This is a genomic window from Ectothiorhodospira sp. BSL-9 (genome assembly GCF_001632845.1).
GTDB lineage: Bacteria > Pseudomonadota > Gammaproteobacteria > Ectothiorhodospirales > Ectothiorhodospiraceae > Ectothiorhodospira.
On record NZ_CP011994.1, the window covers coordinates 3,027,979 to 3,050,465 of the forward strand.

Annotated in this window: 18 protein-coding genes and 1 pseudogene; 5 read left to right on the forward strand and 14 right to left on the reverse strand. The window is 57.6% G+C overall.

What is annotated here, in order from left to right:
* Window positions 1–168 precede the first annotated feature (168 nt).
* Together ECTOBSL9_RS17885 and ECTOBSL9_RS17345 are read left to right on the forward strand one after the other, a co-directional pair.
* Window positions 169–666 carry a transposase gene (locus ECTOBSL9_RS17885; protein ID WP_371259025.1) on the forward strand — a complete coding sequence of 166 codons (498 nt, stop codon included), beginning with the start codon at window positions 169–171 and terminating at the stop codon, window positions 664–666.
* Complete coding sequence (locus ECTOBSL9_RS17345; RefSeq protein ID WP_205631975.1) at window positions 585–1,073, forward strand: IS630 family transposase; 489 nt, start codon at window positions 585–587, stop codon at window positions 1,071–1,073. The genes ECTOBSL9_RS17885 and ECTOBSL9_RS17345 overlap by 82 nt, the downstream gene beginning before the upstream one ends.
* A 315-nt stretch (window positions 1,074–1,388) precedes the next feature.
* On the opposite strand, the gene ECTOBSL9_RS16720 is transcribed toward ECTOBSL9_RS17345, so the two are convergent.
* From ECTOBSL9_RS16720 to ECTOBSL9_RS13975, 9 genes and pseudogenes are all read right to left on the reverse strand, one after another.
* Window positions 1,389–2,033 carry a sulfotransferase family 2 domain-containing protein gene (locus ECTOBSL9_RS16720; RefSeq protein WP_168161572.1) on the reverse strand — a complete coding sequence of 215 codons (645 nt, stop codon included), beginning with the start codon at window positions 2,031–2,033 and terminating at the stop codon, window positions 1,389–1,391.
* Between the two features lie 344 nt (window positions 2,034–2,377).
* Complete coding sequence (locus ECTOBSL9_RS13940) at window positions 2,378–3,397, reverse strand: IS5 family transposase (protein WP_063466217.1); 1,020 nt, start codon at window positions 3,395–3,397, stop codon at window positions 2,378–2,380.
* Between the two features lie 371 nt (window positions 3,398–3,768).
* Complete coding sequence (locus tag ECTOBSL9_RS13945; protein WP_240480996.1) at window positions 3,769–5,133, reverse strand: flippase; 1,365 nt, start codon at window positions 5,131–5,133, stop codon at window positions 3,769–3,771.
* Window positions 5,134–5,177: 44 nt separating this feature from the next.
* Window positions 5,178–5,525 (reverse strand): annotated as a pseudogene (locus ECTOBSL9_RS13950) (hypothetical protein); the annotation flags it as partial.
* A 77-nt stretch (window positions 5,526–5,602) separates the two neighbouring features.
* Entirely contained in the window at window positions 5,603–5,923 is a 321-nt protein-coding gene (locus ECTOBSL9_RS13955; protein WP_063466218.1) for a MarR family EPS-associated transcriptional regulator, read from the reverse strand.
* 240 nt (window positions 5,924–6,163) lie between these two features.
* Window positions 6,164–6,739 carry a transcription termination/antitermination protein NusG gene (locus tag ECTOBSL9_RS13960; protein WP_168161573.1) on the reverse strand — a complete coding sequence of 192 codons (576 nt, stop codon included), beginning with the start codon at window positions 6,737–6,739 and terminating at the stop codon, window positions 6,164–6,166.
* A 5-nt stretch (window positions 6,740–6,744) separates the two neighbouring features.
* The gene (locus ECTOBSL9_RS13965; protein WP_063465556.1) at window positions 6,745–8,310 is read right to left on the reverse strand and encodes an MraY family glycosyltransferase; all 1,566 of its coding nucleotides are present in this window, start codon (window positions 8,308–8,310) and stop codon (window positions 6,745–6,747) included.
* Between the two features lie 20 nt (window positions 8,311–8,330).
* Window positions 8,331–10,574, reverse strand: a complete 2,244-nt coding sequence (locus ECTOBSL9_RS13970) for a polysaccharide biosynthesis tyrosine autokinase (RefSeq protein WP_063465557.1) — start codon at window positions 10,572–10,574, stop codon at window positions 8,331–8,333.
* Window positions 10,574–11,770: a polysaccharide biosynthesis/export family protein gene (locus tag ECTOBSL9_RS13975; protein WP_205631976.1), complete on the reverse strand. Its 1,197-nt coding sequence runs from the start codon at window positions 11,768–11,770 to the stop codon at window positions 10,574–10,576. Before ECTOBSL9_RS13975 ends, ECTOBSL9_RS13970 begins: the two co-directional genes overlap by 1 nt.
* A gap of 619 nt (window positions 11,771–12,389) precedes the next feature.
* On the opposite strand from ECTOBSL9_RS13975, the gene ECTOBSL9_RS13980 reads away from it, so the two are divergent.
* The 3 genes from ECTOBSL9_RS13980 (at window position 12,390) to ECTOBSL9_RS13990 (ending at window position 14,890) form a co-directional block, all read left to right on the forward strand.
* A complete protein-coding gene (locus ECTOBSL9_RS13980) occupies window positions 12,390–13,196 on the forward strand; it encodes a PEP-CTERM sorting domain-containing protein (protein WP_063465558.1) in 807 nt (268 codons plus the stop codon).
* Between the two features lie 124 nt (window positions 13,197–13,320).
* A complete protein-coding gene (locus tag ECTOBSL9_RS13985) occupies window positions 13,321–14,487 on the forward strand; it encodes a lipocalin family protein (RefSeq protein WP_168161574.1) in 1,167 nt (388 codons plus the stop codon).
* Complete coding sequence (locus ECTOBSL9_RS13990; RefSeq protein ID WP_063465560.1) at window positions 14,453–14,890, forward strand: low molecular weight protein-tyrosine-phosphatase; 438 nt, start codon at window positions 14,453–14,455, stop codon at window positions 14,888–14,890. Before ECTOBSL9_RS13985 ends, ECTOBSL9_RS13990 begins: the two co-directional genes overlap by 35 nt.
* 263 nt (window positions 14,891–15,153) lie before the next feature.
* Here the strand turns inward: ECTOBSL9_RS13990 and ECTOBSL9_RS16725 are convergent.
* The 5 genes from ECTOBSL9_RS16725 to ECTOBSL9_RS17890 form a co-directional block, all read right to left on the reverse strand.
* Window positions 15,154–16,007 (reverse strand): IS5 family transposase gene (locus ECTOBSL9_RS16725; protein WP_156500131.1). Its coding sequence is split into 2 segments (ribosomal slippage): window positions 15,154–15,653 and window positions 15,653–16,007, totalling 855 coding nucleotides; the frame shifts between segments, so codons are not numbered across the junction.
* Window positions 16,008–16,232: 225 nt separating this feature from the next.
* Entirely contained in the window at window positions 16,233–18,590 is a 2,358-nt protein-coding gene (locus tag ECTOBSL9_RS16730; protein ID WP_082829964.1) for a site-specific integrase, read from the reverse strand.
* Window positions 18,580–20,871, reverse strand: coding sequence for a site-specific integrase (locus tag ECTOBSL9_RS17080; RefSeq protein ID WP_156500146.1), 2,292 nt, complete (start codon window positions 20,869–20,871; stop codon window positions 18,580–18,582). The genes ECTOBSL9_RS16730 and ECTOBSL9_RS17080 overlap by 11 nt, the downstream gene beginning before the upstream one ends.
* A complete protein-coding gene (locus ECTOBSL9_RS17085) occupies window positions 20,861–21,679 on the reverse strand; it encodes a hypothetical protein (protein WP_156500147.1) in 819 nt (272 codons plus the stop codon). The genes ECTOBSL9_RS17080 and ECTOBSL9_RS17085 overlap by 11 nt, the downstream gene beginning before the upstream one ends.
* A gap of 353 nt (window positions 21,680–22,032) precedes the next feature.
* Window positions 22,033–22,326 carry an RES family NAD+ phosphorylase gene (locus tag ECTOBSL9_RS17890; RefSeq protein ID WP_371258983.1) on the reverse strand — a complete coding sequence of 98 codons (294 nt, stop codon included), beginning with the start codon at window positions 22,324–22,326 and terminating at the stop codon, window positions 22,033–22,035.
* Window positions 22,327–22,487: the final 161 nt, after the last annotated feature.

Genomic DNA, 22,487 nt, shown 5'->3' on the forward strand with positions numbered 1-22,487 from the left:
CAATCAAATAGCTACGCATGTGTTATGCTTTGAGCATGAAACGAGAAGACGCTCGCACACTGCATCCGGCCGCGCAGGAAGAGAAACGCAAGACGGCTGTTTCTCTGTCGGAACGCGGTTTCACACGCCAAGAGATTCGTGAAGAATCTTGGGGTCCACCACCTTACCGTGGGGCGATGGTTAAAGAAATACCGTGAGGGTGGCTTGGACGCGTTGCTTGCCAGGCGGCGTGGTCGACGTCTTGGCTCGGGCAGGCAGTTGGATCCCGAAGATGAAAAATATCTGCAGCAGCAGCTGCGAGACCATACACCTGATCAGTTGAATCTGCAGTACGCCTTGTGGACCCGTGAGGCCGTTCAGCAACTGATCCAGGAGGAAACCGGACGGACGGTACCCATTCGCTCGATCACAGAATACCTCAAGTGTTGGGGGTTCACGGTGCAAAAGCCGAAAAAGCAGGCCTATGAGCAAAAGGCGGCAAATGTTCAGCGCTGCCTTACAGTCGACTACCCCGCGATTCAGGCGCGTGCCAAGGAGGAGAAGGCGGAGATCCACTGGGGTGATGAGACGGGTTTGAGGTCGGATTGTCAGCACGTGCGGGGTATGCGCCCAAGGGGCAGACACCGGTATTGCGGCAGAACGCCAAGCGCGCATCCATCAATCTGATTTCCACGATCACCAATCGCGGCAAGGTGCGTTTCCGAATTTATGAAGGCACTATGCATGCGGGTCTTCTGATTGACTTCATGAAGCGTCTGGTCAAGAGCTGTGACCAGAAGATTTTCCTGATCCTGGATAATCTCCGGGTGCATCATGCGTATAAGGTCAGGGACTGGCTGAGCGACCACAAAGATGAAATCGAGGTCTTTTATTTGCCACCGTACTCGCCTGAACTGAATCCCGATGAATACCTGAATTGCGATCTCAAGGCAGGCGTTCATAGCGGTCCGCCTGCGCGCAACAAGGAACAACTGAAGCAGAAGGTAATGTCTCATATGCGCAAGCTGCAGAAACTGCCCAAGCGGGTTGCCAGCTATTTCCAAGCCAAGGCGATTCAGTACGCAGCGGCGTAGCTATTTGATTGCCGCGTTAATAATGTCTCATATGCGCAAGCTGATGGCTTCTCCCATCAAGACCAAGCCCGCATTGGCGGTGAGGGTGCGGCGAGGGGACTGTTCCAGGCGAGGCGCTTGGCGGGGCATGTGGGTTCACCCAACTGGTGCAATGGAATGCGCTTATTTTCTCATGCATCTTGTTGTTTTTAAATCGGAATAATGAAACTCACCGAAAATACGTCACGGATTCAGGTTAAACCTACCGCTCAATACTTGAGAAAAGGTCAGAAACTACAACTCGTACCTAAAACCCCTTTTTTTGCAGTCCACAACCTATTCAAAACTATAATTAAAAACACTGATATCATGAGCGTAGAGCTGCTGCACAATATCGATCATCCCGGGATTCAAGTATGCATTCCGAAAGTCGTACCTGCTATCTTGTGTGACATTCGACCTAGGAATCTTTAATGAGCGGCCTAACTTATTCTCTACTGCCTTTATATCGACTTCGAGATCCTCCATCTTTCCCAAGTAGTCTACAATAATTTCCTGCGTGCAATCAGGCTCACAAACAAAACGGGTCTGCGGCTGAAACACGAAATCTGCCTTATGCAAATTTTGATAAACGAGCCATTCCTGCAGAAAGCGCTCAAAGGTCGAAAATTCGGGTATTTGATACCTTTCAGGATGAGCTATCCCCATTGATTCTGTACGACCAACCTTCGCGAAACGATAGGCAGAAAGTAATCTGTCCCAAGGATTTCTTACCACAGAAAATACAAATGAACGACTATACAACTTCGGGAATCTTGCCCTAATCTCTACTGCGGTGTAATGCCCGAGGGTGCGCCCATAGAGCGCTTTATTGATGCTGGTCCCGGCTGCCTTTGGGACATGCACAAAAACAACTTTCTCACGACGCCAGTAAGGATAGCGACGATATAAATTTAAATTTTTACGTAAATACCCCATCATGTGCATAAGTCAGCCTTTTTTACCTGAAGTGCACCTCGAGAGATTAATCCGCCGGAGCATCACAATGGTGAGCCTCCAACCCTGATGTATTTTCTCCATCTAATCCGGATTCCGTGACCTAAGACGCAGTTAAGCCCTGCTGTAGAAGCCGGATGATGCAATTTTAGGGAACCTCTATAAATCGTATTTCCTGAAAAACCCTACCGCTCCGATACGGAAACAGAAATTCATGCTCCATGATCACTCTTGGTAACAAGAAAATTCGGATCTCAAGAGCTCCATTGATGGGTCTTTCTGGGTCATTATCATCCCATCCCAGGGGCGCCCATGGCCCACCATCGGGCTCATGCGGTGATCCCCTGCAGATAGGTCCAGCGCCTGAGGTTGTAAACGATGTTGTTCAAAGCGATCTTGACCCGAGCCCGGTCCAGACCGATGGTTCTCACCAGTTGACTACCCATGGCCGCCTGGCTGGCAAAGACGTGCTCCACGCGGGCGCGTATTTTGGAGCGGCGCCGGTTGGCGACCTGTTGCCGTTCGTTGAGCGGTCGATTGGCCTGCCCCTTGGTGTGAATGTGGCTGCGATAGCCCAGAGCGGCCAACGCCTCTTCCCGATCTTTCGATCGGTAGGCGGCATCCCCCCAGAGATCGGCGCTGGTGTTGGTGTCGTCCAGCAAAAAATCCAGCACCTGGCTATCGTGGACGCTGGCATCGGTCACCTCGAAATGCCGGACCAGCTTGTGTTTGCGGTCAATGCTGACGTGGTTCTTGTAGCCGTAAAAGGTCTTGTTGTGCTTCTTGGTCCAGCGGGCGTCACGGTCTTTCTGCCGCAACTGGTGCGGCTTGTCCTCCCAGCCCTCGGGCATCTTCCCCTCCTTGATCGCCTCGTTCTCCTGGCGGCTGTTACGCTGGCGGGGTGCCTGCACCATGCTCGCGTCCACGATTTGCCCTTGCCGGGCAACAAAGCCTGCAGCCTCGATCTCGCGCATCAAGGCACAAAACAGCTCATCCACCAGATCCAACTCCTTGAGCCGTTCCCGAAACAGCCAGACCGTCTTGGCATCCGGCACTCGGCCCTCCGGTTTGAGGCCCAGGAAACGGCAAAACGAGTAGCGATCACGGATCTGGTACTCCACCTGATCATCCGACAGGTTGTACAGGTGCTGAATCACCAGCACCTTGAACATCAGCACCACGTCATATGGTTTGCGCCCGGCCTTGCTCTTGCGAGGCTTGTCGTACACCCGGGCCAGAAGCGGCCGAAACGCCTCCCAGTTCACCACCCGGTTCAGCTTCGGCAGCGGATCGCCCAGCTTCTCCAGCAGGGCGTAGCGTTCGTCCAGGTCAAACAGTCCGGGCATCATGGGCTGCATCGTCACTGTGAGGGCCTCCCCCTATCATGACGCGGAAGGATGAATTTTTCGAGGTTCCCTTTAATCGCATGGTGAACTGGTAAGACTTTTGATTACGCTTACCAAGGTTCATGACGTGATCAACTTTTGAAGATCATTCTTCTCACCAGTGCCGGAGGCAGGATTGTCTTGTGCAACTTGCGACAAGAACTCAAGTAGGTAGTCTGTGACGGCACAGATATAATGAGTCATGCATTTCCAGTATGTATAGAAAATGGCCTGATGGGATCCGGCATGTGGCACTCCTGAGGACATCATTATCTTTTCATTGAATCTGCTGCTGATCATCTGCCTCGTCTTCCGTTTCCATATCCGGAATTTTTTTATAAGGTGCGATTTTTAGATGCTCCCGAGTACAAGCCTCTATTGGGGCCGATTGCAACACTCTCAATGCCCAGCCTTTTAAACACATAATATCTCAGGATCAGATTCCAGATCAGGAGTGTCATAGCAGTGGAAATTGCCGCACCGTTTAGTCCGAATGGAGGGATCAGCACAAGATTCATAACAACATTACATACAGCAGCAATCGCCACGCCTCGTACCGTATCTCGCTCGTGCCCAGTCATGTTCAGCAGCATACCCACTGAACCCATGGCAGCATGAATGAGCTGTCCAATAGCGAGGATACCGAGCGCGAAAACACCAAGGCGATACTCAGCCCCAAACAGCAACTCTAGCAATGGCCCGCCAAACACTACCATCACGAGGACCGGGGGAAGAGCGAGTAATAGAATAATACGTGCGCTCCTTGTAACTAATCGTTGTAGCCGCGCCAAGTCATTCTGCGCGTACAAGCGAGCAAAATGTGGTTGCAGTACTTGATTCATGGCGTCCAGGCCGAACACAACCAATGTAGCCACCTGGAGAACAATGCGGTATACACCGACCTCTTCGTCGGTTCGAATCGTGCCCAGCATGATTATGTCGGTATGGGAATTAATAAGGTGCAGTCCCGCAAGCATAGCGAGCGGCACAGCAGCACGGCGCCAATAAGCCGTCTCATACTGGGGCTTCGGGTTTGCGCGTAGCGCTATCGGTCTAGCACGTAGGAGCAATACAACTCCAACCAAAAAAGCCGCTAACGCCGCTATTCCGTGCAAACCCATTACGCCGGCCGGCGTCAATACCTCTGCGTTCCACCACCACACGACCGCCATAAGCATGGCGAGGAGAAGCCCGGGGCGCAGTATGCTCTCCGGCAGTTGTCCCAGGACAACACGACGCAGCCCCCTGAGTGCCGCCCCGCGCACATTCCCCAGCGCGATTAATGGCACCAGCGCAAACCCTACTACCAAGGTCTGCCAGCGTTGATCACCTAGCCATTCGCTGCCCAGCCAGAATGCCATTCCCCCGATCGTCAACACCACTACAGAAAAAAAGGTTACAAAGAGGTTGCTCCATCGCCACAGCCCCCGCATGAGTCCCCAGTTAACGTTCGCTTGAGCCTTGGCGGTTTCTCGCACAACAAGCTGCGGCAAACCAACCTGTGCGGGGATGGCTAGGAGCATGATTAGCGACAGAACGAACGCATAAATACCGTAGCCTTCCGCACCTAAAGTCCTAGCCAGCACGACGGCTGTAACGAAAGCTAAGGCTACACTAGCAAGCTTGACACCCATGCTGCCTGCACCGCCTCGGATCAGTTGCTGCCGCAACGTTGCCGTGACAGATTGACGTTCGCCCAAGCAATTCTCGTTCACAGCATGAGGACCAAGGATGAAGCGGGGGCAAGTAACTGCTTGCTGTCGCTGTGGCGGCGCATCTCGATGAAGCGGTTCATCGCGTAATGGGTGAGGATGCGGAACACGGCGGAGACGAGCATGAGGGTGAACACGGCGCCGCCCAGAGCCATGAGGAAGTTCTGGGTGCTGGTGAAGCCCAGGCCTTCGTAGAGGCTGGAGAGGACGGCATTGGTGTGCACCACCTCGGGATTACCGAGCACGGCCAGGAAGGGCATGATGGAGGCCACGCCGGCGGTTTCCAGCAGGGCCATGAGGATGACCATGGCGAGTACGAGGCTGCTGCGGCGGCGTTCTCGGGGGGTGAGTAGGGCCAGGGCCTTGGAGAAGACGGTGATCAAGGTGTGTGGTCCGGTTTTATTTGGGTTGGGTGCACGCCGCTTTTCGCTGGCGGGGCCAGCTCCCACGGGATCCTTTAGGGGGAGGATTTCGGTTTTGTTTTTACGTCCTCGCCCAGTTCTTTCTTCAACGCTTCGATCTCCCCTTGAATCGCCTCGCATTCCTTTTGCTTGCGCGCCAGGAAGGCGCGGGTGATGTGCAGCTTTTCCGTGAGGCCCTTGGGGGTGAGCAGGTAGGCGTAGGCGCGTTTGTTCTGGTTGTTGCGGAAGTTCTCGGCCTTCACCAGGCCCTTGTCGATGAGGGCGCGCAGGCTGTAGTGGGTGGCGCCCAGGCTCACGCCCAGCGCTTGTGCCAGTTCCCGCTGGGTGAGCTGGGGGTTGTCGGCCAGCAGGCGCAGGATCTGCAGGCGAATGGCGTCGCTGGAGTGCCTCAGGATTGGAGCCTTTTGGATGCTGCCTTGCGGGATGTTGCAGTGCTTTGGGCACGCTCCCGCCATTTCCGCACGTTTTTTTGGGTGCGGATGGAGGCTTGGGTCCGTTCAGGAGGTGAACGGAAGTGTGTTGTGCCCAGTATTGATGGGGGTGGTCGGGATAGCCAGCGGGTTTAGTTCCAATCTGGAAGTTTTTTTAGGGGGTGGTCAAGGGGGATGGGTGACCGTGTGCAGGGGCACAGTCACCGGGTTGTTTTGGCCCAGGAGGCTCATCATGACGGTCACTCGGTCCTTGGCGCAGCTGGAGATGATGCCGGTCTGGCCGGATAGGGGGCCATCGGCCAGGAGTACGGTGTCGCCGGATTTGAAGAGGGTGGCCGGGGTGTCGGGGTGCTGCCGTTGCAGGCTGTGTTCCAGGGTGTGGAGTTCCTGGAGGATGTGGGGGGCGATGGTGGCCGGGGTGTGGCCGAAGCAGATCACCCGGCTCACGCCGCTGGTGCTGCGCACGGGGGCGATGCTCTGCTGGTGGTGCGCGGGGCTGAAGAAGGCGTAGCGCGGGAAGTAGGCTTCCTGCACGCGGGTCCAGCGGCGCTGGCGGCGTTTCCAGCAGGCCAGCAGGGGCAGGTAGGTGTGGTAGCCCTGCTCTGCCAGGTGGTTGACGGCCAGGTGTTCCTGGCGGGGCTTGGTTTGCACCACGTACCAGGGGGTGCCGGTGTTGAAGTCCCGGGGTTGGGGGTGGGCATCGCGGGCCCTGGCGGGGGTGGCGGTGGGGCTTGAGGTCATGGGCATCAGGACTCTCCTTCTGTCTTGACGCTTTTCCGTGGGGGCTGGGCCAGCCAGTCCATGTCCCGTTCCTGGCCATCCACGATCAGGCCGCGCTGGACGAAGGCGTGGGCCTCGAACACCAGGGTGCAGGCCTTGTGGTTGCGCCGGTCGAGGCGGCGCTGTCTGGCGTGGCTAGCCAGGCGTTCCTTGCGGGGGTCGTTGTCGTGCTTGCGGACGGTGAGGGCCCGCACGGTGAGCCCCTGGTGGATGCTCAGCTTGATCTTCAGGGCCCGGGTGTAGCGGGTCACGGCATCGGAGTTGGCTTCTTCGTCTTCCAGGGGGATGTCCACCAGGGCGAAGCGGGTGCCGGCGTCGGGGGTGTCGGGCGCGTGTTCATACACCCGCAGGCAGAAGGTTTCGCTGGGGTCCAGTTCCTCGGCCAGGGCGCGCATGAGGGCCCTGGGGTCGCGGGCGGCCTCGTTGCCGATGTAAATGCCGGAGGTGGTGGCGGGGATGAGCGCCATGCGGGTGTGCAGCCGCCGCAGGGCGGGAATCACCCGCCAGGGGCGCACGGTCAGGTAGAAGTATCCGGCAAACAGCACCAGGAAGATCATCAGCATGATCCAGTCCGGCATGCCCATGCCCAGCAGCATCAGGCCGGTGCAGGCCAGGGTGAGGTGCAGCAGGGTGATCACGACCACCGCGTGGTCCACCCGGAAGCCGGCCCGTTGCAGCAGGTGGTGCAGGTGGCTGCGGTCCGGCGTGAAGGGGGATTTGCCCAGCCACAGGCGGCGCAGGATCACGCTGAGGGTGTCCAGCAGCGGGATGGCGAATAGCCAGACGGCGGCCACCGGCTGGATCACGGCCTCTGGGGCCTGGGAGAGGTCCACCAGGATCCAGGCGAACAGCAGGCCCAGCAGCATGCTGCCGTTGTCGCCCATGAACACCAGGGCTTGGGGCTGGCCGTTGTGGCGCAGGTTGAAGTACAGAAAACCCGCCAGCCCGCCCATCAGGCACAGCACCAGCACGTAGTAGGGGGAGCCGCCGTCCAGGGCGATGAGCACGGCGATCAGGGCCATGGTGATGAAGGACAGGGCCCCGGCCAGGCCGTCGATGCCATCCATCATGTTGAGGGCGTTGATGCCGCCCACGGTGGCGAATACGGTGAACGGGATGGCCATGAGGCCCAGCACCAGCGGGATGCCGAACAGCAGCGGGCCCAGGTCGTGGAGGATGATGCCGGCTCCCAGGGTCATCACCAGGGCCACTCCCAGCTGTATGAGCAGGCGGATGCGGAAGTTGAGGCGGATCAGGTCATCAATGAGGCCGGTCATGAAGAGGGTGAACCCGGCCAGGGCCATGAGCAGCCACTGGGGCCGCAGTTCCGGGTGAGTATGGTCGAGGATGATCACGCCCAGGGCGAAGGCGCCGAGGATGCCGAAGCCGCCCACGAAGGGGGTGCTGCGTTTGTGCAGCTTGTGGTCTCCGGGGTGGTCCACCAGGCCGCAGGCCTCCGAGAAGGCCATGGCCAGCCGGATGGCGGCCACGGACAACAGCGCGGCAGCGGCGATGATCAGCAGATCGAGCACGTTCTGTCTCCTTTACAGACTCACGACCGATAGCCGTAGCGATACACGTGGCCGCGATACCCGTAGCGGTAGCGCTGGCGGTTGACGTCCAGGTCGTTGAAGATCACGCCCTTCACGCTCACCCCGGCCTGGGAGAGGCGCTTGACCGATTGTTCGATCTCCTGAATGGGGTGCCGCCCTGCCCTGGCCACCAGCAGGGTGGCGCCGCCCAGGTTGCGGGCGATGATGGCGGCGTCGGACACGGCCAGGATGGGCGGGGCATCCACGATGACGATGTCGAACCTGTCCGTGAGGCTGTCCAGCAGGCTGCTGAACCGCTCGTGCATGAGCAGTTCCGAGGGGTTGGGCGGGATCTGGCCGGTGGTGATCACCTGGAGGCCTTCCTGCGGGGTGTGGCGGATGATCCGCGTCAGTTCGCTGGTGCCGGCGATGTATTCGGTCACGCCGGGTTCCCGGGCCAGGGCGAACTCCCGATGCAGGTGGCCCTTGCGCAGGTCGGCGTCCACCAGCACCACGGTCTTGCCGGACTGGGCCAGGACCACGCCCAGGTTCTTGGAGATGAAGCTCTTGCCCACTTGCTGGGAGGGGCCGGTGATGAGCAGGGAGCCGCGGGCGGCGTCCAGCAGGGCGAAATGGATGGTGGTGCGCAGGCTGCGCAGGCTTTCCACGGCGTCGTCGTCGGGGTGGGTGGTGGCCAGCAGTTCACTGGAGAGACGACCCCGGCGCAGTTGCCGGGAGAGGGTTTCTTCGGCCTTGCTGTGGGGCACGGTGGCGTACACGGGCAGGCCCAGCTGTTTTTCGATGGTTTCCGGGTCTTCCACCACCACGCGCAGCACCCGGATGAGGAACACCAGGCCCAGGCCGGCCATGAGGCCGAGGATGCCGCTGATGAGGATGATGCGGTTCTGGCTGGGGGCCACGGGGCTGCCGGAGACCACGGCGGAGTCGATGATGCGGGCGTCGCCCACGGTGCCGGCCCGGGCCACGCGCAATTGCTGGGCGCTGTGCAGCAGGCCGGTGTAGAGGGCGGTGGACACTTCCACGTCGCGGCGCAGGCGCAGGGCGGTCTGCTGGGTGTCGGGCAGTTCGGCCACCTGCCCTTCCAGCTGGGTGCGTCGGCTGCCGAGGCGCTGGATCTGGGCATCCAGGGCCATCATGCGGGGGTGTTCGGCGGTGAATCGCTGGCGCAGTTCTTCCCTTTGCTGCTGGAGGCGGATGGTGTCGTTTTCCACCTCGACGATGGAGCTCAGCACGCTGCGGGTTTCCATGGTGAGGTCCACGGAGCCGCGGGTTTGTCGGTAGTTGTTGTAGGCGGCTTCGGCGGCGTCCAGCTGGCTTTTGAGCAGGGGGAGCTGGGTTTCCAGGAACATCAGGGTGTTTTCCGCCTCGGCGGAGCGGTGTTCCACGTTCTGGCGCACGTAGGCGTTCATGATCTCGTCCAGCACCGTGGGCAGGCTGGCGCGGTCGGGGCCGCGCAGGGCCAGTTCCAGCATGCCAGACCCTCCCCTGCCCCGCTCCAGCACTTCGAACTGGCCTCGCAGGGCGTTGATGGCGGCGCCCCGGCTGCGCCGGGTGACGGTGAACTCCGTGCCGGGGCGGGCGTGCAGTTCGGAGATGAAGATGTGCATGTCGCTGCCGGTGGCGGGTTCTCCCACCCGACCGGTGACCAGGATGCGACCGCTGGCGTCCCGCAGGCTGTAGGTGCCGTTCTCGCCGGTGATCAGGGTCACGCGCTGGCCGGTGCGCTCGGGGGGCACGTCCAGCCTTTCCACGTGGATGCGCTCGCCGCCCCAGGCGTAGCGCTGCAGGCCGAACCGGGGGCTGGCCAGGTCGCTGCCGCCGTGGCGGCGGGCGAAGGCGTCGCCGAACACGGGGGGGTATACGGGCTGGGCGTGGATTTCCAGGGCCAGGCGGTCCACCACGCGACCGAGGATCATGCGCGAGCGCAGGATTTCCAGTTCGGCGCTCACGGTGACGTTGTCGGACATGATGGCCTGTACGTCCTGCAGGGCGCTGATGCTCTTGCCCTTTTCCTCCACCTGCAGGAGGGCGTCGGCCCGGTAGATGGGGGTCGCGGTGAAGGCGCTGAAGAGGCCGCCGCTCAATGCCAGGGCGGTGATGGCGGCGATGAGCCATTTGTAGTGCAGGACGGTGGAGATGAGTTCGCCCAGGTCGATGGTGTCGTCATCGTCTTCTGGCGCGGCGGGTGAATGGCCCAGGTGGGGGGGTTCGTTGATGGAGGTGGGCGGCGGGGGACGGTTCATCACTGACGCCCTCCGAACAGCGGATAACGCACGCCGCTGACGGTGTTCAGCAGGGTCCAGGTGGGCTGGATGTTGGCGATTACCCGATTGAAACGGACGATGTCGGCCACTTCCACGTAGATGATGTCCCGGGGCTGCAGGTGGAAGCGTTCCGCCAGCAGCAGGGCGTCGGGGGATTTGGCGTTGAGGTGGAAGAGCTGGGGTTGGCCGCCCTCTTCGTCGCGCATGACGAAGATCCAGCCGGGGTTGGCGCGGTCCTGGTTGACGAAGCCGGCGTCGCTGAGCACTTCGGCCAGGGTGGCGCGGCGACGGTTCATCACGTAGGAGCCGGGGTTGCGGACTTCGCCGAGGACGAAGATCTTGTTGAACTGGCTGTCGAGCACGTTGACGATGTCGCCGTGCTCGAGCAGCGGGTTCTGGGTGATGTCGCCGTCTTCGTACAGGGCCTGCACGTTGACCCGGTAGGTGGTGCCGTCGCGGGTGAGCAGGACGTTGCCGTGGTCGGCCTGATCGCTGAAGCCGCCGGCGCGGTTCACGGCTTCCAGCAGGGTCATGGGGATGTCGTCGATGGCCTGAATGCCGGGTGAGGCCACCTCCCCCACCACGTAGATGCGCTTGCTGCGAAAGGAGACCACGCGCACGTCCAGCTGGACCCGTTCGATCACCCGGGAGAGGTGGCGGATGAGCACCTGGCGCAGTTCGCGCACGGTCATGCCGGCCACTTCGATCACGCCCACGTAGGGGTAGAAGATGGTGCCGTCCTCGGCCACCAGGGTGCCGGCCTGTTCGGCGGAGCGGAAAGAGCCGGCGGGGATGGTGAGTTCGGGGTGGTCCCAGACGATCACGCTGATGATGTCGCCGGGGCCGAGCCGGTAGTCCTGGTGTTGCAGGCCGAAATCCGGCAGGGCGGCGCCCATCACCTGTGTCTGGGCGGCGGCAGCGCGCCCGGGGAAGGCGCCGATGCCGTTGTTGAGTTGTTCGATGATCAGTTCGGCGGTGATGGGCTGCACGGCCACGTTGGCGGCGATGAGCTGGTCGTCCTGGATCACCGGCAGGGGGGTGGCGGAGCTGTCCCGCATGCCACTGGCGTTGGTGCCGGGTGCCAGGGCGCAGGCGGACAGGCTGATGCTGAGCGCGATCGTGATGACGAGGGCGAGCCAGGTTTTCCAGTCCCGACCATGGGTATTCCCGGGCATGCCCCATGAGGTCGCCGCTTGCCCGGGACAGTGTCTAAGCCACATCCAAGCACTCCGCATTGAGATGTTTCCATCAGGCTGATGCAGAACCGCCCCCTGCCCTTCGGAGTCCACCCGGACTTCGGTTCATGCCGTCATTGGCCAGGGCGGAAGGGCCACTTCCTTCCTTTGCAAGGCGAAATGGCGCGGTGGTTCTTCGGTGAGTTCGGAGTTGTGCACAGCAAAACGCGGGCCATTTTTGGGATTGGCTGAGGAATTTATAAGTTTTCAGTTATTTAGGTTTTGGTGATGATTTGGAGGGGAAGCATGTTGGGGATGAAGTTTTGATTTTTTGTAAAGTATTTCGACCGTTATCTATTTTGTTTTATCTATTTTTAAGGTTTGATGGATCAGTTATGAGTGATGATTTTGCCTCTTTATTGAGCATTGTCAACATATAGCACTTTTCCTGGATTATTGTCGATTTGAGGGTGGCATTCGAGTCGGAAATATTTACATTTTTTTACTTTTTGCGCCTGCTTGTGGTGGCCGGATAGGTGGAAAGTGTTTTTATTTCAATGCTGGTGGGGCAGTGGTGCATTTTTTGCTTTTGGGCATGCGTGCAAGGTGCTTTGGCTGAATGATCATCAACCAGATAAGGACGAAACTGATGAAAAGGCTCTTGACTGCGGCATGCATGACCACCGCCCTGGCCCTTGCGGGCCCGGCATCGGCGGGTTGGATTCCGGTGACGGAGAGTTTGACTGGGAACTTGGTGATTTCGGAGCTGGGTGGCACACCAGGCTTCAACATCACGGCAACGAATCTTGACGGGGATGTCAATTTTGTTGCCCTGCCGGAGACCCAGTTGAAGGGGATGTATGTGAGGGGGGAACTGGATTTGTATGCGCCATCCCCATTAACGCAAACAGAGCCGATCTTTCAAGTAACCTCCACTGGCTTCACGAACATCTTCAAGGGGCTGCTTGGGATTCCGGATGCCGGACTAAGTGGCGTGGAGATTTTTCAGCTATCATTTGGTGCCACTTCAACCCAAAGCGGATTCGGCTCTTTCGATATTGTTTATGATGGTTTCACAAGCGACGCCTTCATCAGTGCGATCAACAATAGCATCGGGACCACGCTGGTCAATACACAGGGATCAGGGGTCGTGACGGTTGAATACGGTTACGACGGCAGCTCGGTGAGCATGGGGATTACCGAGTCGTTTGAAGGCTGGATGGGGTTTGAAAGCCTGCTGAATCTTGCGGGCCAGTCTCTGGCGAACACGCTAGGCGTTGGCGATTTCTATGGAGGCACCATCGCCGGCAGATTCGAGCTGACCAATGCAGACATCAAGTTCGTGCCCGAACCTGGCAGTCTGGCCCTGTTTGGCCTGGGCATGGCCGGTCTGGCGGCTGTGGGGATGCGGCGGCGGCGCATGTAGGAAGTGTTCTTGTGTGGGAGCGGGCTCTGCCCGGGAATGGGTGGCCAGGATCACCCCATGAGTGCTTCCCGGCATGGCTCTCGCGGGCAGGTCTCGTTCCCACAGGGAGAAGAAAAACAAGCTGATGACTCAGGAAAGTCGCAAGAACATTCCCCGACGCAGCGGTCGTTCCAGGTATTCCAGAAAGCGCCCTCCCCTCTGGCGGCGATTCCTCGGCCCATTCATCACCTTGAGCCTCATTGCCCTGGTCATCATGCTGTACCTGGTCCTGCTGGTTCCGGATTCCAGGATTCAGGTAGGCCATCACCACGATCCCCCCATGCCACCAGCAAGGGAACGTACCCTGGATCTGCCACCTCTCGAACTCCCAAGGGATGAGGCCCCCCATGTCAGCGCCACCGAATGGTGGTACTACAGTGGTCATCTGTTCGGTGACCAGGGCGAGCATTACAGTTTTCATGTCACCGTTTTCCTGCGCGACGGCCTTGTGCGGCATACCGTTTTCCACGGGTCGCTGACCGATCATGACAATGGTCAGCGTCATGGCGGCCAGCACCGGACCGCCGGCATTCCATCCTCAGCCAACGCTGAGGGCTTCGACTTCCATTATGCGAACTGGCAGGTATCCGGATCGGGTGACGAGCATGTGATCATCATGCAGGAAGAGGATTTCCAGCTGACCCTGGCCCTGACGGATCCCTGGCCGGCCGTCCTTCACAAGGCCCATGGTTCCGCCCCCCCCGGCCTGGTGGATTTCGGGGAGGCAGGCATCAGTTATTACTACTCTCGTCCGCGCATGCGGGCCCATGGGCAGGTCCGGGTGGGTCGGGAGGCGCCGGTCTCGGTGGCCGGTGAAGTGTGGTTCGATCACCAATGGGGAGATTTTGAGGCCTCGAGACTGGGCTGGCACTGGTTTGCCCTGCACCTGGAAGATGACTCGGAGCTGATGATTTATGTGCTTTATGATCAGCATGGCGAACATCTGACCACGCTGGGCACGCGCTCCCGCCAGGGGCGTTCGGAGGCGATTGCTTCTGACCAGGTCCGGGTGCGCGGTCGCGGGGAGTGGATCAGTCCCCAGTCGAATCTGCGCTATCCTGCTGCCTGGGACATCGATCTACCGGAAGGTCGATTACACATCGAGCCCTTGCATCAGGACAGTGAGTTCGACGGCCGGGAGAGCATCTTCACGCTCTACTGGGAGGGCGGGGTGGAAGTCAGTGGGGCCCTGGAAGGTCTGGGTTTTGTGGAGATGCATGTTCAACCATTTGCTGATCGTCTGTACCGGTAATATCTGCCGAAGCCCGTTTGCGGAGGCGTGTTTCAGGCAGCGGTTGCGGGAATCGGGTCGTGATGTCTGCGTTCAGTCGGCGGGCACGGGGGCGCTGGTGGGTCATCCAGCGGATGAGGTCACCCGGCGACTGGCGGCAGACAGGGGGTTGTGCCTGGAGGGTCACAGGGCGGTCCAGGTGACCGCGGACCAAGCCCTGCAAGCGGACCTGATTCTGGTGATGGAGCCGGCTCACCGCCACCATCTGCTGGAGCTCTGCGCCCCGGCCCGCGGCAAGATTTTCCTGCTGGGCCATTGGTCGAACCAGGTCATCGAAGACCCTTACCAGCGCGCCGAGCCGGTGTACCTGCGTGTGCATGAGGAGATCAGTGAAGCAGCGCAGGAGTGGGTTTGGCGGATGTAAACCTGTCAACTAGTGTCCTGATTCAAAAATGCACAGATCAAACTGAAGGCGTAGAGTGGATGGTACACCCAGAACCTGGGAGAGTGTCAAAGATCTCCAGGATTCCATCCGCCATTACCTGAAGATCTACAACGAGGATCCCAAACCCTTCGTCTGGCACAAGGACGCCGACAACATACTCCAGTCTGTGGGCCGGGCTGCTGACGCTTTGGTGGGGCAGGAGTCGAATAATGCTTATAGCTAGTTATTTTTGAATCAGGGCACTAGGTTCTGTCTGAAAAGTATGATCGGAAGCAAAGGACAACACATGCGAGACAAACCATGGCTCGAAAGCTCTTGGCAAGCTTGTCGTATCGAGTGCCTATACGCCGCATTTCCTTCATCCAGCCAAAAAGGCGCTCCACAATATTTCGTTGTCGATAGCGTGCCTTATCAAAGCCCCGACTCCGGCCACGACGCGGCCGTCTGTGCATCTTCCGGCTGGCAATCACTGGCTTCATGCCGTAGCGATCACAGTATCGTCGGAGCGCGTCACTGTCATAACCCTTGTCGGCCACGATGTGATCACAGCGTTTTACTGGGCGACCCACAGGTCCGGGCAAATGAACACATTCCATCACTGTCGTGAACCATCGGGAGTCCGCATGCTGACCCGGCGACAACTCGAACGCCAGCGGGTGCCCACAGCCGTCGCACACCAGGTGGATCTTGGTGGTCAGGCCGCCTCGACTGCGCCCCAGGGCATGGTCTACGGGTTCTTCAGACCCCCCTTTTTACCGCCTCCAGAGGCGGCTCGAGTAGCGCGAGTCGATGTCGAATCAAGCATCCAGGTCCCCAGATCCATCAGGCCATCCTCGCGAAGCCGTAAATGCAGGCGCGCCAGTACCGCCTCGAAAGTCCCGTCATCCCGCCAGGTCCGGAAGCGGTCGTACACAGTTTTCCACGGGCCAAATCGTTCCGGCAGATCACGCCACTTGGCGCCGCTGCACAGAATCCAGAAGATACCATTGAGCATCTGGCGATCATCACGCCGGGGACGCCCCATGCGCTGTGGTGTTGATACGATATCCTTGACCAGCTCCCACTCTGCATCGGAAAGCTCGTACCGCTCTGCCATGAGTCCTCCTGTACAGATTCATCATGGTAAAAACTTAGCAAAATCACTTTTCAGACAGAACCTAGTGTCGTGGTGGGCCTGGCGATGCTCCAGTGGGATTTGTTCCATTCTGGATGGGTTTACTCAGACCTGGAAGAACCTGAAACCTCTACGTTCACCCCCGACAGGGTGATCAAGGATGCACTCGAAACAATTCTTGCGGAACAAGACTTTCGATAACGGTGACTACCTCCCTTGCTTTTCTTCCGTATGGCAACCGACGTTTATCCTATTTGCATGAACGACCCATTCATTGGCAGATCGTAAAGCATGACTTTGTATCGGGCCAAGCGTATGCGTATAGGTCAAAATCAGGGTTCTCAGGTTGGCATGCCCTATGATCTTTGCGATATGCACAAGAAATTTTTCTTCACCTACGGATGCTTGAGGCTCATAGGTCTCGAATAAGCCGCGAAGACGTTCTAAACAGATATCGCTAAAGATGGCATGATCAGCATGACTCAGGCTCTCTCGTATATCGGAGTGATAAGCAGCGTAACCACGTAATACCAACCAGGAAGCTGCACAGTGCCTCAGCCCATGGAAATCGATATCGGCTTGCAAGGCCTGTCTCAGCACTTGAATGGGTTCTGCTATCACTTCCTGCCAACTGGGCCTACGATTGGCGACAAGGGGCCCGACCATTGGAATTCTTCTCACGCTCGCGCCGCCCTCTTCCCCCTTGGCGATATCAAAGCGATCACGGCACCAGGACTTGAGGATACGTAGTGTTTCTTCTGGAAGAATCCGGTGAAATGGTACAGATCGTCTCCCGGCCGGTGTCTTTGTCTGCCGCACGAGCACATAAAACTCGTCGATACCACTGACCACATCCGCAACTGTGAGATTCAGAACTTCTGACGACCGTAATCCGCCATAAAACCCCAGAATGAGTACCGCCTGAAGTTCCTGCCTTTTTTCTTTTGTCAAATCCTGACGGTCATCCAATACTCGAAGCACGAAATCAAACTGAAACGGCGTAATCAGCGTCCTGCGACCCACATGGATTTCTGGATTATGTTTCTGGTTATCCCATCGCGGCAGGTCGCTGGGCGATATCACGCCGATATCTTCCCGAGCACAATATCGAAGAAACTGCATCCATTTATCGAGAAACTCTTGCTGTGTCTTGTGGGACCATTTTGGATTTTCGAGTAGCTGCAGCGTAATGTGCTCGATGAATTCGTCATCCCATGACGCCATGTCGATGCTTTCCGAAACATCAAACAAGCGGGGCTGGAAAAGCCTCCCGACATACGTACGTGCAGTGCTCAGTCGTATCTCGCGTTTCCCAAGCTTTTCAGCCAGCCAGTGCAGCGCCATATGAAGGACGCTTCGCGTCGATGACTGTAGCCGATCGGCCCTTTTCAGAGCCGCCAAGACCAAGCTCGCGAACACCTTACCTCTGGACGCGACCAACGGACCTCCCTCCCGATTTGCGCAGCTTTCCTGGGATTGACGGAGAAACCGTTGCAATTCAAGGCGAGCAGCGGCGCTCCAATCCCCCAAGGGCTGATCGCCAGAGATACTCAGTTTTGGCAGAGGAGCCGACACCTGCGCAATAGACTCCTCAAGATAAGTCTCGGAACCGTATTCAGGGTAGTGGCGCCTTGAAGGAATGGAGTTCGGCGTGCGATGAAGCTCTAAGTCCAGAGGTGCCACTGGTAGTGGGTATACGGCAAGAATTTCCAGGACAGCCGGGGGTACACCATGCCGTCGGGCCAACCAGCGCCCCGCCAGGGATACCCCCGTCCAGGTACGAGGTAAGGAGATACCCATCTCACGCGTCGTCGGTGCGTTTGCGATGACTTTGAGATATTGGTTCAGGATTTTGCGAACGCGCTCATCAAGACATCCGTCCTCTACCTCATCGCCCCGAAGTGCCTCGTGAAACAACAGCCGCTCGGTACCAGACGACTTAACCCGACGATGGTGCTGTAGCAACAAGTCCTGCAGGGGCCTTGGCGGGTTGAACCAGTGGCAGCTATCGTAGCCAGCCGCCCCATGGATGGGTGTGAAGATTCTCCCCTTGGTCGGTGGCATCGTATCCACATCGCAGACCCGTAGCCTCGAGAGGATACCGGCAGCCACTTGACCGCTGGCCCCACAGCGCGTCACCAGCAGCAAGGCTGCCAGAAACAGACAGCCCCGTGGATCCCGGGAGTGGTGGCGCCATTCGCGTCTCATCAGACGTTCGAGGCGATCCACCTGAAGGGACTGCGCAGCCAGTCGTTGGCTGGACGGTATGGCAATCGGTCGAGGGGGTTTGATCGGGCGTGGTGGCAATACACACTGCCAACCTTGTCGATTCAGCGCGGTAAGAAGTTGTCGCAAATGACGGTCGTTGACCGTACCTTTTGTTTTCGGGTTGGCGCGCCGTAGCGCGTCCAATTCCTCGGCACCAAGCACGTTGTCCTGATTCGCATGTCTCATCACCAGAGACAGGAGGTGACGTTGCCTTTGCAAGACAGTGGGCGATGTTTTGGACTCCGTAATACCCAACGAGGCGAGAGCGCGATCCAGCTCTTGGTCGCTAACAGACATATCGCTCCATGGGATTTCTTGCGCTGAATCCCCCTGATTCAACAAATTCGGATAGCACCTGCCGGGTATGCTTCGAATACGGCGTGGAGGTCATTGAGATAGTCGATTCACGAAACCAACCTCCCCCAGAATGACCAAGCATGGCATTCAACTCAGACTCTGAAACACGACTGCGCAGGGTGGCGACGAACGTATGGCGCGTAGCACGCGGCGCCAGTCCATAATCAAACCCAACAGCATCAAAATCCTTTTGTTGCATGCGCCGGGTTCGGATGCCCCCGGACGTTTGCTCCATCCAAAGGGGCAAATCCTGCTCTTTGTCATAACAACTCTCCTGTCGCATTCGCTTCAGTGAGGGCGCTCGCCGCAGCAGTTCTTCGGTCAGCTGTCGATGCCACAATACCTGAGAGACCACCGACCGTAACGCGGGAATCACTCGGCGTTCCTCATAATCAGTACTATCCTTATCCTGAACATGCCAGCAATCATCAATCAAGCGTAGTTGCGTACGCTTAACGATGGGACGAATACCGGTACTGAACAGCAAAGCCAGGTACGTCAGCCGCGCATGCGTCTGCTGGAGTTTCAGCAGAGTTTCTACGGTGACGCCAGTACTCCCTATCTCCCTGTGAGTTTGGGCTGCGGCTTTATCCACCTCAGATTCAAGGTGTGCAAACACACTTTGAAAATACTCAGGCGGTAATGCCTTGCTGGACCCCACGAATCCAACTGGCCCTTTGTCTACAGCCTCCTGATCCGTCACCTGGACGGGGAAAGCTCCCACATCATGTAACCCGTGCGCTTTCGCCAGTTCCCGAAGGTGGCTCGTTACCCGTGAAAAGAGAAGACTGAGTTCCCCATCTTCGAGTCGGCGATACGCTGCCGCACCCCTGGATGCATGCCCGAACTCTCCCCTGAGTGCCAGTGCCGCCGTATTGTCTTGTGCCATACCCTGGATCAGCGCTTCCCCGGTGGATCGGATGCGATTAGCCGTCGGCGGCAACCCTGAATGTCCTTGAAATGCGCGCCGCAGTGAATGATCAATGTAACCAGGGGTCTGCCTGAATGGATATTGTTGCCCCGAATCCAGCAGGACCGCACCTATTCCAATCGGGATGGCCAGGCGCACCACCCGATGCTCGGCACCGACTGGACCGCTCGGCCCGTCAGAAAGATGTATCTCGAGCAAGCCAGTGTGCCGACAATATCGGCAGCTGCTTTCACTCCAGACCTTGTCGACACCCGCATCCACCACTACCAGCTCCTTGATCCGGCGGGAAGGAAGGCCTGTTGTGCACATCAGCCACGCACAGGCCCACTCGCGCCACTTCGAAGACCTGTACAAATGATGAATTGCCTGAATCAGCAAGGTGAGTGGGAGCCGGTGGATATCGGCCTCACTACGTACACCGCGTGTTGTCTGAATCCAGGGAAGAATGGATGCGATGCGCCGATCATCACCCGGAGTACGCAGGTCCGCCACACGGCGACAGTAAGAGACTGGAATATCAGGATCCGACGGTTCAACGCCTGATAATTCCTTAGTCATATCCTTTAGCGCCTTGGGAGCAAACTCGGGGATATCCAAACCCACTGGATCCTCCTCCCAAACGCTTCTTTTCCCACCCGAAACGACTGGATAGGTGTGAAGGTCTGACTGACTCAATGTAGTCGGTCGCTTGATCTTCGCCGTATGTGTGTTCGAGTCATATGCAGTATCTCTTGTCGCCCGAGGAACACCAGGCACCCTGTCTCCTGTGACGAGTCCACGGGCTCGTGTCCATTCGGCATGAGTCAGAGAATTCAGGGATCCTTCCGTTTGCACGCGTTTTTTAAATTCATTACGCAGCTGGCCCGGCCATGGAGACGCTCTCAGGATTTCCTTCAGCGCCTTACGAACGACCAAGCAGTCGTTATAATAGGTATCCGGGCTAGTCAAGTCGACATCTTCCCCAATGGCCTCTCTCCCCAGATAATGAGTAATGACCTCATGCGCCTCAATAACCGGGCCAAAATCCTTACTGATCGCCAGATGCGCCGCAAAAAGCGGATACGTCGTGTATAGGGCCGATGGCTGATCCTGTTGGATGTGTGCTAAGCGGTCCACCACTTCATTTAATTCAGCCCCCCTTCCTGTCCATTCTGTTACCTTTTTCAGACAGGACCGGCTCACGGGGACACCAAAATCGAAAATGAATTCGATTATGATATTTGGTGGATCTTCAAGCTCTTTCTCCCAGAGTTGCAATACTTCGCTTGGGGTATGGGCGTTAGTGCTCATCTCTTGACCGCCTTCTGCTACTTATCCAAGTAGCCAAGGACATCGCTATGGACTTTAACTCTTCAGAGTCCTGCTTATCACACGCATGCTCCCAATACTTATTAGTTAGACGTTCAATCCACTGGTTTTTCTTCTCTTCGAAGATTGTATCCAGCTCGCCCATAAACTCTTTAAATGAAGGTAGCTTAGGCTCGAAATCTTCCTTTGAATTAAAAATTTTAAGCCTTTCGTAAAGCAAGCGCGCACTTTCTAAGTTCTTAATACTGGCATCCCTATCCAGCTGCAAGCTTCTTGGGCTAAATCGTCCAAGCATTAATGCGCCAAGGTGTTGAGGTTTTATAACCTTGTCCTCACTAACTCCACCCAGTACATATCTTCCGACCAATTCCCGGAGCTGCTGATCTGTGAATAGCGGCCTTAATACATAACGGCGACAGTGAGAGTCGAGTATTCCAGAGGCGGCTTGAGCGAGATCATGGAGTAAAAATCGGACCATTCTTTCCATACCAGACACATTAAAGAAACTAGTGTCATTGATAACCCAAACGTACAATCTATCCGACATAGAAAGACAAGGCGACGGGATGCTGGGAAGCATCCAGTTTAGCTGCTCATCAACCTCATCAATGCGCAAAATAATCGGCGGTGAAGAGAGTAATACTGGTTCGGGTGAAGGTGGGCGAGATGTATCGATCCATTCCCCTGGAATCCGGCATTCTGCCGCTGAGCGAAGCGCTATCTCTCCAGAAAGAAATAGCTGTCCAGCAATGTGGATACGTACATTCCCTGATAGCTCCTGCGACAACATAAATTCTCCCGTAGTTCTCTTGGCTGCCTTCCTTGGCGACTGCAGTGCTTATTCACGCGAACCCAAGGACACTTGGGCCGGCATTATTACTGAGCAGATGGACCATAATCCTTCCGACGCTAATCATCACCACACCTCATGGGTGAATATACAGTCAGCGCCAAAATAAATCAAAGCCCGCCGATCGGACGTCGCGGCACCAGTGGCGCGACAAGTATCTTTCCCGCCAACACTCATATCTCAGCTGCCCCACGATGTGCCACCATGTGGATGGCTGGCACCGATTTATGGGTGAATCATACCTTTCGTCTACGGAATGGACGTCGGCATCGATGCTGAAAGCTACGTTCGTTTCAACAGCATTCGACAAACTCACCTCGCGAAAGGCTTGCGTCGAGGTGAAGTGGGTTGATCAGTACGTTGCGCTCGACACGCGCGACAAAGGAGGGAACGAAAAGAACCGCCGTACGTTGGTCCGCAGTCCAGCAGACTCCGTACTCCCGGGCAGCCTCGCAGTCCGGATCCGCCCAGTCGGGCAATAGGTCTGCGTTCACCATCTCGTAACTGAGCCCACGAGGGAGCGTGATCCGAATGAAGTGCTGGTCCGGGGGCATCAGGCCATCGGCATGAACCAGTTTTTCCAGCATCGCCGTTGAGTAATTGTTGTTTCCCAGATTATTCCCCGCCCCTTTTCCCACGCAGATCCTGGCTGCAGGCCGAGGCTTTTCCCGGATTATGCCCTCGCGCGGAGGATTCCTGGAAGGTGAACGGATGCGGGAGAGCGTAGGCGCGAGCCTTTGGTGACTCG